We start from the raw sequence: 10,708 nt of genomic DNA, 5'->3' as shown, positions 1-10,708 counted from the left end.
CCGTAGACGACTCAGCGAGGCGTCACGATCGCGTTGACAACCATGACTATCCGGATGGCACCTATCGCCGTCCGTCACGGGATCCTGTAGCCGCTCCAATGCCCACACAAACCTGAGTAGTCGCACATATGTTCTAGTCTGCGAGAGCGACCGCGCATGTCGAGCACTGGTTCAACCGCCGCTTCGGCATGGCCCGACGCGATGTCTACCTGACCCGTACATCGACCGGCTGGCAGGTGATCGGACGGATCGGCGGCTCTGACGGGAAGGAAGTCACTCACGACTTCACCCGAGAGAGCGACGCCCGTCAGATGCTGGCACGCATGTTGGAGGCGGTGCCCCCGCAGATCGCCAACTGGACACAGATAAGCGATTCCCGTGACGCCCCGAGTTAACACGTCACGGCAGTCCGGCACCTCTAGGCACCCGTCGTCGCCGACGCGCAGTGCATCACTCAGCGCGAAGTTCCGCTGGCGTTGCCCGGACCCGGGAACCGTCACACAGCACGACCTCCACGCCGCCGTCGGCGCCTCTCGGCCCGGCGCCATGAACAGGCACCCCGGCCAGCGCCTGAATCTCGCTGGGCCGCCCCTGGTTCGGCCGGAACACCCAAGCCAGCTGCCTGGTCCGCTCACCCACTGAACCCCTCCATACCAACCTGCGATTCCCTGCACCCCACCCCGGAGATCTTCGTACACTAGTACGAGTGAGCGAGGCGGGCCATCGCATCCGGGCGTGTCGCCGATTAACCCGCTCGCCGATACCTCGACCAGCCCGGCAGGTACTCGTATGAGGGTGCGGCTTGCCACGCCGGGACGCAGCATCGGAAAAATGCGGCTCGGTGTTACGGGCTGTATCGGGGCACCCGCGAAGGGTTGGACCGCACGGCGGCGGCGGTCCCGGATGGCAGGACACGTGCTCGGCGGTTAGTTCGCCTCGATGCGGACCGCTGCGTTGTGATCGACCACGTCCGACGTTCAGGAAGCCTCACCCTGAACATCCCTCAGTCGTCGGTCGCGGCTCACCGAGGACGTAAAACCGCGGCCGCCAGCCCAGAACGGCAAGCAGCGTCGTCATCGGCCGCCCACCGACGGCGAACTCGTCCAGCGTGACGACCGCCGCGGGAGCCGGAGCCGATCCGGCGTCGCATGGCGGGTCTTGGACACGAAGGCACGACGGGCGGCGGCGAACCCGGACCGGTCGTCGAACAGATCACGGCTCATCTGCGCCAACTCTCGGGCCTCATACACCCCGAGTGGCAAGCTCGCGGCGAGCCGGTTCTGTTTCTCTTCGCAACGGGCCCGTACCCGGGCCGGGTCCGCCTCGGCGGCCGCCAGGTCGGTCAGCCAGTCCACATAGCCGCTGACGTTGCGGGGCCCCACCGTGTCGACCAGGCCGATCCGCAGGGCCTGCTCGGCATCCACCGGGAGACGGTCGGCCAGCAGGCGCTGCGCCCGGTCCGCGCCGACTCGGGCGGGCAGCGTGTAGGTGTGCAACTCCGAGCCGTACATACCCATGTCGTAGAAGGGGTTGAGCACGATCCCGGACCGGGCCGCCACGACGTCGGCGCCGAGCCCCAGCATCGCTCCACCCGCGCCGGCCGGCCCGGTATAGGCGGCGATCACGGTCTGTCTGGTGCAGGTGATGATCTCCCGGCACACTTCGTTGATCGCGCGGATGTTCGCCCACCCTTCTGCGGCCGGGTCCGGCGCCCCGTCGATCACGTTCAGGTGGATGCCGTTGCTGAACGCCTGCGTGCCGCTGCACAGCACGATCACGCGGGTGTCCTGCTCGATCGCGTGCCGCAGCCCGGACAGCAGGCGCCGGCAGTGCCCCGCCGCCATCGCCCCGTTGTAGAAGTCGACGTGCAGCCAGCCCACCGCGCCAGTGCGCCGGTACCGGATCTGCCCGTACCCGCAGGTCGCGTCTGGGCCGCGGCCTGACCGGGTGGCCGCGTGCGCGACACCGTGCACCCGGGAGCCGAGCGCGGTGACCGCCGGCAGTTTGATCCCCGGATGCCCGTCGACGTCGACCGGCCGCAGGTGGCCGAGCCACACGCTGCCGTCACCGGCGGCTAGCAGCACGGCACCTTCGCGGCGCAGCAGTATCTCGCCGGGCCGGCCTTGACGAATCAGGCCGGGATGAGCGTCGTAGGCGTACACCGGCACGCCGGCGACCTCGGTCAGCACCCCCGGGGCGCCGTCGGCGGCGCGGATGCGGCGCACGATCGGCTCCGTCGGCCCGGCCCAGTCGATGGCCCGGTCCGTCTGCCGCATCGCCGGCCGAGCCCGGGCCCCGGGCACCTCGACCGGCATCCGCTCCGCGGGGGTCGGCACAAACGAGGGATCTGCCGCCTTCGCCACGACCTCGAGGACGCACTCCAGGACGGCGTCCGCAACCGGCCCGGCGTACAGCGCCGACTTACGCGGCGTGGTGCCCGGCATGGTGAACGTGCGGGTCGCCCAGACCGGGCCGGCGTCCATCTCCTCGACCGCCTGCAGCGCGGTCACACCCCACCGGACGGCACCGTCGGTGATCGCCCAGTCCAGCGACGACGGACCACGGTCACCGACCGGCCCCGGATGGATGATCACCGTGCGCCAGTGCTGCCACACCTCGGCCGGGACACGCCGCGTCAGGTACGGACACAGGATCAGATCCGGGTCGACGGCCCAGACACCCGCGATCATGCCGGCTGCGTCGTCGGCGATCTGCACACCGACGTGGTGGCCGCCGGCCCGCAGGGCACACCAGACGCGCTGGCTGAGGCCGTTGAATGCGGTGACGAGCAGCAGAATGCGCATAGTTCCTCCGTGGGAGGCACAGGATTCGAGGCGGGCGCCCGGTGTTGTCCTCGGTTGCCGCCCGCGCGGCGGACACGATCTTCGATTCGCCGACGGCCATAAGGCGCCTGAACGTGCTGGACGAACTTCACGCCGAAAGGCGGGCGTCAGGCGCAATACGTGAGGTTCGAGTAAGACCCCTGGCCGCGAATCTTCAGGAACCTGTTCGGGTGCGGCGAGTAATAGGTTACGAACAACGCGCACACCTTGGCGCTGGGGGCATAGAAGATCCGGGAGCTATAGGTTCCCTTCCTGAGGTACCGATACCCGCCGGCTATCTTGTTGTATCGGTAAGCTGTCTTGATCCCGCCCCACGGGTCACGTTTGTAGGTGAGGTACCACCATTTGGTGTCCGGCTCCTTCGCGATGAATCCGACATCGCGGGCGAGGTGGAGGCGTATCCACTGATATCCCGCGCATTTGCCGGTGCGGCTGGCCCGCCACTCCACCCAGCCGTAGTCGGCACTGGTCGTGGTGGTCAAGCGCGCGGTTTTGCCAATTCGGTAGTTGGTCTCGCATCCGGCGACACGGCTCATCCATTTGCCGTGATACCGGGAGGTGCTCGCCGATGCCGGGCCGCTCAAAAGCAGGTTCCCGACGATGACGATCAGCGCGATCAGCAGTACACCGACCGCGCGGCCGCTGGGGCGCGGTTCGATCCGGCCCATGCTCATAGTGCTTCTCCTATCTGAATGTTCCGGGCGTGACGGTTTGTGAATGTGGTGGCCGAACACGTTCGCTTGACGAGGTCGGGATTGCCGGCTTACGGCATTAGCGGCCGTGGATTACGGTTTGCTGTCCGGCGGATGGGGTGGCAGTTGCTCCACCTGCGCGCGGAACAGCCGCAGTCGCCAGTCGAGGACCGTCGTCGCCGCCGCTAGCCCACCGACGATGACGGCGGTGAGCATCACCGGTCGACCGTGAAGCGTGATGACGACACCGACGGTGACCAGGCAGCCGACCGTCATGCCGACGCGACCTGCCAGCAGCGCGGAGTCGATCGCCCACCCGAATCCCCCGCTGAGCAGAACCCCGCAGCGCAGATAGGCAAACCCGAGGACGCCCGGAACGACAGCGACGACAGCGCCGATGACCAGCGCGGTGACGCGCTGTCCAGCGGTGGTCACGTCACCGGCAGGGGCGAACCAGAACGCCGCCACGATCGCTGCCGCAGCGAGCAGCTGCACCAGGCTCCACCCGATCAGGATCATGCTGTGCCGGCGGAAGCCGCGCCGGACCGCAAACTCGTCCGGCCGCAAGTGACGTGCCGTCGGGTGACGGTCTCTACTGCGCCACTGGGCCCGCAAGCGCCCAATCAGCAGCACGACTGGAGTTACGCCGAAGAACAGACCCAGCGCCAGGATCGCCGCACCGACAAGGATCGCGTCCTCTGCCATACGTTTGGCGCCGAAGACCACAGCCGCGATCCCGGAAGCGATGACCGGACGCGGATCATGCAGCTTCACAGCGTCTCCCCCAGATCACCGATTCGCGGCACCGCACGGGATAGCTCCATCACTTGGGCGTCTCACGCCGCTCGCCGACACCGCGTTACGCAGGTGCATACCTGCCCTCACGCGCAGTACGTGAGCCTGAGGAGATCCCCTTGGCCCTGGATGTTCAGGCCGAGATCCCACCGGTTGGCGTAGGTGAAAAGTTGCGCACAAGCCTTCTCGTTGGGCGCGTAAAAAATCCGCGAATTGTAGGCGCCCTTTTTGAAATACCGCAGACCACCCACCTTCAAGTTGTACTGGTGACGAGTGTCGACGCCAGGCCGTCCCCACGGATCACGTTTGTAGTAGATCTGCCAGGACTTGTAATTCGGCTCATGCGTGGTGAAGCCGAGGTTGCGGCTGAAATGCATCCTGACCCACTGGTATCCAGCGCACGCCCCGGTGCGGCTGGCGCGCCATTCCACCCAGCCGTAGTCCGCACCGTTCTCGGCGACCAGCCGCGCCGTCCTCCCGATGCGATAGTTGTGTTTGCAGCCCGATACCTTGCTCATCCACTTGCCGTGATGCTTCGACACACTCGCGGACGCCGGCCCGCCAGTGCCGAGCGCAGCCAGCCCGGCAAGAAGCACGCCGAACAGTGCCGTGAACGACACCACCCTCACGGCCGGTATGCGCCATCCTGCGGTTCGCCTCATCAATCGCTCCCTGGACGCGAAAGAGGGAACGTCGCGGGCACGCCTTTCGCGCGTCTCAGATTCCGGCTCAGTTGGTGATCGGCGCTTCCGAGCGCCGATTCACGTCACTTCGTCCCCTACACTCGACACTGCCCGACGCAAAGAAATGCAGATAGTTGACTGCGGTAGTCCCCGGTTGTCCGCAGTTGTCCCGCCGAACGGATCGGGATTGAGCAGAGAATTCCGGACGCCTGTCATACCGGCCATTCGGATACAGCCTGATGGCGTTGGTGCCGGGGTCGCTTCGGTGGCACACCTGGGCTCACAGGTCGCCGAACAGCTTCACGGGGCAGGTCGTCGGCGCTCGGCGTGGGCAGCTGCGAACGCTCGGGCTGTATGGGATCTCGCACGGCGCGCCCAGGCGTCCGGGCGTCCGGGCAGGGCGGCGGTGCTGGCCGGGCACGATGGCTCGGCCCGGGGCCGCACGCAAGGCGGGCCGAGAACATCTTGGCCTTCGGCCAGAGATCTTCTCGTCCTGCTCGCCTTGCGTCCGGCTGGCCCGGGCCGGCCACATGCGCCGGGGCCAGCACACGCTCGCCCGCCGGTCGCCACGAGGTCTCGGCGGTGGCGGGTGCGTCCCGTTAACCGCCACTTGTGGTGGCGGCTTCCCTGTCTCGGAGGACATGCATCATGGCTCAGCCGACTCTGACCGTCGCGCCGAACCGTCACATCAGCCTCGACAACTTGGTAGAGATCTTGCGGGATCAGAAGACCCGGGCGATGGACGTCATCGCCGGCGCCGGCAAGCTGCGGTGCCTCGACGGAAAGTTGGTCATCGCCGAGACCGAGCCGAGGATCAGCGCCGACGGTGTCACCCTGACGGCCGGAACGTACGAGTTGAACGACATCGCGCTCGGCGGTGTCGGCGAGAAGTTGAAGATCCCCGTGCCCTACCTGCGGCGGATGGCCGACGAGAACGTGCCGCTGCTCGACTACAACGTCAACAGCTGGTTCGAACGCGACCACCGCCGATTCCTGGTGCGCTGCCTGCGTTACGACACCGCGGGGAGTAACGGGATCGCGCGCGCGTTCCTGTCCGACCGGTTCCTGCGCATCGACAACCTCGACGTGCTGCTGGCCGCCCTGGACGGCATCCGCCAGGCCGGGGTAGCCGTCGACGTCGCCTCCTGCGACCTCACCGACCGGCGCATGTATGTCCGGTTCGTCTCCCCCGAGGTCCAGGTGCTGGCACCGCAGCTGCTGCGCAACTATCGATCGCCGTTCGACGGCCGCCGCGGCAGCGACCTACCGGTCATCTCCGGCGGGTTCATCATCACCAACTCCGAGACCGGCTTCGGCCGCTACAGCCTCGCCCCGTATCTACGAGTGGAGGTCTGCGGCAACGGCCAAACCGTCGACAAGAGAGTGCTGAGCCGCACCCACCTCGGAGCCAAGATCACCGATGATGACGGGGTCATCGACCCGTCGCCGGAGACGATGAGGCAGTTGCTCGGCCTGATCACCGAGCAGACCAAGGACGCTGTTCGCGCGTACCTGGACGTCGACTTCGTCACCCGCGGCGTACGGGAACTTGAGATCACTGCCGGCGTCGCGGTGGCCAAGCCCGACGAGACCCTCAAGGTCGTCGGGCAGAAGCTGAAGTACACCGAGGAACAGCAACAGGACATCCTCGCCCACTTCATCAGCGGCGGCGATCTGAGCGCCGGCGGGATCATGCAGGCCGTCACGTCCTACGGGCGCAGCGTCGCGGACGCGGACGTCGGCTACCGGATGGAGACCACCGCCTCCGAGGCGCTGCGCCTGGCCGCAGCGGCAGCTGTCTGACGCGACGAATCGCCGGAAGCCGCATCCGACAGTGCGGTGTCTCGCTCCCGCCCGAGGCCTGTTGTGGCTGCTACAAGCCCCGGGCGGTGTCACCAGGAGGACAGCGCCATGAACTGCTTCTCTGTTGCCGCACTCTGCGCCGCCGCAGCCGGGCTCGGCGCCGTCGCCGGCCGGCTCAGCACCGTTTCGCTAATCCGGCGGCTGCGAACGCAGATCGGTACGCTGACTCGACTGGCCCACCAAGATCGGGTCTCCGGAGTCCTGAACCGCGCCGGGATCCAGGACGCCTACACCGGCGCACAGGGACGGGACCGACACCTGATCCTGGTAGATCTCGACGCGTTCAAGTCAGCGAACGACCGACACGGCCACCCCGCCGGCGATCGGATTCTCGCTGCTCTCGGCAGCCGGCTCGCCGACCTGGCATCACAGTTCGACGGGTGGGCCGGCCGACTCGGCGGCGACGAATTCGCGCTCCTCGTTCCCGCCGCCACCCAGCGCACGGCCGAGACGGTAGCCGCGGCAGCGACTGCCCCACTGGTGATTTCCGACCTTCCGACCGGACCGCTGACCGTGTCGGGCAGCGCCGGGCTGGCGTTCGCCCCGGCCGGCTATCCCTGGACGCGAGCTCTCACCGACGCCGACATTGCCCTCTATCAGGCCAAACGGTGCGGCGTTCCGGTCAGCTACGAGCACGGAATGACCTATCCCCGCGTCCCGTGGCCGCGCCGGAACGCTCGTGACGCCGATGGCCAGTAGGTCACCACAGCCGTCCGTATGCAGCCAAGCGCAATCCGAGTTTGCTCACCTCCGCGGGCCCCCCACCGGGGGCGCGGGCGCGGGGGGGGGGGGGGGGGGGGCGAATGTACCCCCCCCCGGCCTGTTGGCCCCCACCCCCACCCGGTGTTGGCACCCCCCGGCGCCCCCCGACCGGGGGCCGCGTTCTCGTTCCTGGAGGCTCTGGTGCAATCTGTCGTGCTCAGCCTAGGGATGGGCGTCGATTCGACCGGCATCCTGGTTCGCTGGCTGACCGACCCGACGAGCCGGGACTTCTCACTGGCGGCGCTGACGGTCCTGATCAGTCAGGTCGGTGACGAGTACCCGGACACCTACGACAACATCGAGCAGACCCTGCTGCCCATGCTGGCCGCGCATCGTGTGCGCGTCGTTCAGCTCTCCCGGCCATCACTGACGATCGGCCATGGCCAGCGCCGATACGTCGTATTAGACGACCGCCCCGGTCCCACTCGGCTGGTCCGAGCGGGACCCGTGCGGTTGTCCGACGAACTGTTCGGCAACGGCACCATCGCACAGGTCGCCAACCGGCGATGCATAGTTGACTGCACCAGGGATGGGCAAGCGAACGAGTTGACTTCCGATGCCTTCGGCGAATCGCAGCGCCCGGCCATGAGTAGGCTCAGCTCTTGGACGAGTTTCTCCAATAAATGACCGGTCTGCGTTCGCACTGGTGTGCTATTTTGTGATCAGTCACAACTGCGGGCCTGATCTTTCACTACCTATCGTCCAGCAGCGATCGCCCGCTGGACGTCGACGTCTTCAATGAATCTCATGAGACGAGCGTTCCGGGCTCGGTTACGGTCGAGAGCAGCGTAAGGACGGCCACAGCCATCGGGGCTTCCAGTCAAGTCGAGACACCACAGGTGTCCTCGCTGCGCTACTCACGCCTGGTGCTCCCAGAGGAACATTCCAAGACTCCACGCGAAAAGCAGAACGAAGAGCCCAAGGAGGATCAGGCCACCCGCATCCTCGGTAAATCCGTACCACAGCAGGCAAATGCCGAGGGCAACGAGCCCACCGAGGAATCCCACGACTACCAGAAATACTCCGCAGGTCAAGACACGCTCGAAACCGCGTTCGACGTCGCCGTTACCAATCAGGCGAGTCAGGCCAATCGCGACGATCACTAGCACAACGACGCCGAAAAGGACGCTGACGGCATCTGCCGCCCCGAAATCGTCGGCCTGTGGGTCCATTCAGGCAATTCCGCTTCTGAAACCGTACATAGGGATGGCGCGACCATTCGTAAGCGCGATGTGGCCCCGATCAGGCAACCCATCGATTCGCCTGAGTTTCACGCCATTGATGCAGATAGCGATCGTCATCGTGCTATGCGGGCCCTAATCGAGCATCAACGGGGACCACGTAAACGGTACGACTGTGTGCGACCGCAATCCGGCGGCCGTCCGCAGCCCAGGCAATCGGGCCCGGATAGGGATCGCGTTTGGCGGTGAACAGCCGGCGCACTCGGGTCTCCGATAGGTCAACCAAACATAGGGCAAAATCATCCAATGTGTGGACGGTAAAGGCCAGCCATTCATCTCGCGGCGACCACGCAATCGCACCAACGGGTTTTTCGCCATAGTGGAAGACTAGTTCTTCTTGTTTCATATCTACGATCGCCAGCCGAGGGAGATCATCATCAGCCTCGTATACCTCAGCAACTAGCCGATGGCCGGCAGATAGCGCGACGCGCACTGGTCGACGTATTGGGGCCGAGATTCGCCAGAGGGGATCGCGCTCGCCAACACTAAACTCTGCCACCTCTCGGTTACTGGTTACAAGAAGATTCGACCCCGTCCAGCGAAGCTGGATTCCATCGTACAGACGGATCCGTTGCTGACTGACAAGGACGCACTCACGAAGGTCCCAGATAGCCAGGTGCGGGCTGTTCACGCCAATAACGCCGATTGCGGCTAGGTATCGGTCATCATGCGGATTCCAGGCCAGGCAGCGAACCCGAAAGTCATCCGCTCCATCGAGATGGATGCGATGCCGAAACCAGCGTCTACGCCACCGAACATCCAGACCAGTCAGTCCGCCTGTGGCAATCCGGGAGCTGTCGGGCGACAAAGCGAGCGAGAGATTTGAGTGCGGTTCGCGAGGGTAGCGCGTGACTTGTCGGCCCGTCGCGGGATTCCAGAGATGGACCGCTTCACGTGACTCCGCAGTTACCGGGTCGGCACCCAGACGGGCATAACTGGGTACAGCCGTGACGGAGGCGATCACATCCCCACCAGGCGACCACGCGACCCCGAAGACCTCGAGCGCATGCTCAAGCTTCACCAACTAAGCATATCCTGGTCCAATGGACTGGCTGGAGGCACGCTTCGCCAAACACGAGGCTGCAGACACTGAACGTCAGCGACAAACGGAGTCCGAAGATCAAGAGCGCGTCGAGGCGACCGCCCGACTGAATCAGGAGAGCACACACAAAGCCCCGGACAACCTCCTCGCGATCCTCCAACAGGAGGCGCTCCGCTGCAAGATATTCGATCTCCTGCGCGACGTTCGCGACCGCTACTGGACCGTCGGAAAAATTGAGTGCCATGAGGAAACCCGACGTGAATGGCGGGGAACCTACACCAGCATGACGCGGGTCGCGTACCTGCACTACTCACTCACATACGACCACGCCGGACACTGCCTTGTGCTCGCACCCACAGGGCGAAAGGCGGGCGATCCGCACGGCCTACCGGACGACTTAATCCCGGAGCTCTACGCCCACAAGGTGAAGAAGACCCGCCAGCAAGAAGCAGTAGTCGTAACGCTTGAGGCCACTGACACCAGAGTGTCGCCCAAGCTATATCTGTACAGCGGCACCTCCGACAGCATGGATCAATGGCGCGAGGAGGTAGAGGGGGGAACACGTCTTAGTCATGCGCCCGCGACCGACGCAGTCGCAGATTTCTTAGCGCAGGATACCTACAATAGACGAAAAAGCGGACGTCTACCCTTGGACGCCGCCCTGACCAATGAGCAGACGTTGCGTCAACTCGTCGCCGAAAAAGCTGTGATCGGCGACTACGTGTACTACTAATTAATCGGTACGTGATCCTCTCGCCGCGTCGGCTCGCAGTGCGTCCACCGACTT

At 65.5% G+C, this 10,708-nt stretch carries 9 protein-coding genes; 5 read left to right on the top strand and 4 right to left on the bottom strand.

The genetic code is table 11. From position 1 onward, the window contains the following. Nucleotides 1-1,073: 1,073 nt before the first annotated feature. From I4J89_RS46170 to I4J89_RS46155, 4 genes are all read right to left on the bottom strand, one after another. Nucleotides 1,074-2,804: an enoyl-CoA hydratase-related protein gene (locus I4J89_RS46170; RefSeq protein WP_196420593.1), complete on the bottom strand. Its 1,731-nt coding sequence runs from the start codon at nucleotides 2,802-2,804 to the stop codon at nucleotides 1,074-1,076. Nucleotides 2,805-2,950: 146 nt separating this feature from the next. Further along, on the bottom strand, nucleotides 2,951-3,511 hold the full coding sequence (locus I4J89_RS46165) for a hypothetical protein (RefSeq protein WP_196420592.1): 561 nt from the start codon (nucleotides 3,509-3,511) through the stop codon (nucleotides 2,951-2,953). 117 nt (nucleotides 3,512-3,628) lie between these two features. Continuing rightward, nucleotides 3,629-4,261, bottom strand: coding sequence for a hypothetical protein (locus I4J89_RS46160; RefSeq protein ID WP_196420591.1), 633 nt, complete (start codon nucleotides 4,259-4,261; stop codon nucleotides 3,629-3,631). 155 nt (nucleotides 4,262-4,416) lie between these two features. Then, nucleotides 4,417-4,992 (bottom strand): hypothetical protein, encoded by a 576-nt coding sequence (locus I4J89_RS46155; RefSeq protein WP_196420590.1) that lies wholly within the window; start codon nucleotides 4,990-4,992, stop codon nucleotides 4,417-4,419. A 669-nt stretch (nucleotides 4,993-5,661) separates the two neighbouring features. Here I4J89_RS46155 and I4J89_RS46150 point away from each other — a divergent pair. From I4J89_RS46150 to I4J89_RS46130, 5 genes are all read left to right on the top strand, one after another. After that, nucleotides 5,662-6,816 carry a DUF932 domain-containing protein gene (locus tag I4J89_RS46150; protein ID WP_196420589.1) on the top strand — a complete coding sequence of 385 codons (1,155 nt, stop codon included), beginning with the start codon at nucleotides 5,662-5,664 and terminating at the stop codon, nucleotides 6,814-6,816. A gap of 108 nt (nucleotides 6,817-6,924) precedes the next feature. Beyond that, the gene (locus tag I4J89_RS46145; RefSeq protein ID WP_196420588.1) at nucleotides 6,925-7,575 is read left to right on the top strand and encodes a GGDEF domain-containing protein; all 651 of its coding nucleotides are present in this window, start codon (nucleotides 6,925-6,927) and stop codon (nucleotides 7,573-7,575) included. A 204-nt stretch (nucleotides 7,576-7,779) separates the two neighbouring features. Continuing rightward, complete coding sequence (locus tag I4J89_RS46140) at nucleotides 7,780-8,265, top strand: hypothetical protein (RefSeq protein ID WP_196420587.1); 486 nt, start codon at nucleotides 7,780-7,782, stop codon at nucleotides 8,263-8,265. Between the two features lie 212 nt (nucleotides 8,266-8,477). Then, on the top strand, nucleotides 8,478-8,744 hold the full coding sequence (locus I4J89_RS46135) for a hypothetical protein (protein ID WP_196420586.1): 267 nt from the start codon (nucleotides 8,478-8,480) through the stop codon (nucleotides 8,742-8,744). Nucleotides 8,745-9,922: 1,178 nt separating this feature from the next. Then, nucleotides 9,923-10,654, top strand: coding sequence for a hypothetical protein (locus tag I4J89_RS46130; RefSeq protein ID WP_196420585.1), 732 nt, complete (start codon nucleotides 9,923-9,925; stop codon nucleotides 10,652-10,654). Nucleotides 10,655-10,708: the final 54 nt, after the last annotated feature.

Origin of the sequence: Actinoplanes aureus (genome assembly GCF_015704865.1) — a bacterium.
In the GTDB taxonomy this organism is placed as follows: Bacteria; Actinomycetota; Actinomycetes; order Mycobacteriales; family Micromonosporaceae; genus Actinoplanes; species Actinoplanes aureus.
Note: the sequence above shows the minus strand (reverse complement) of the source record. Positions and strands in the feature narration are given on the sequence as shown.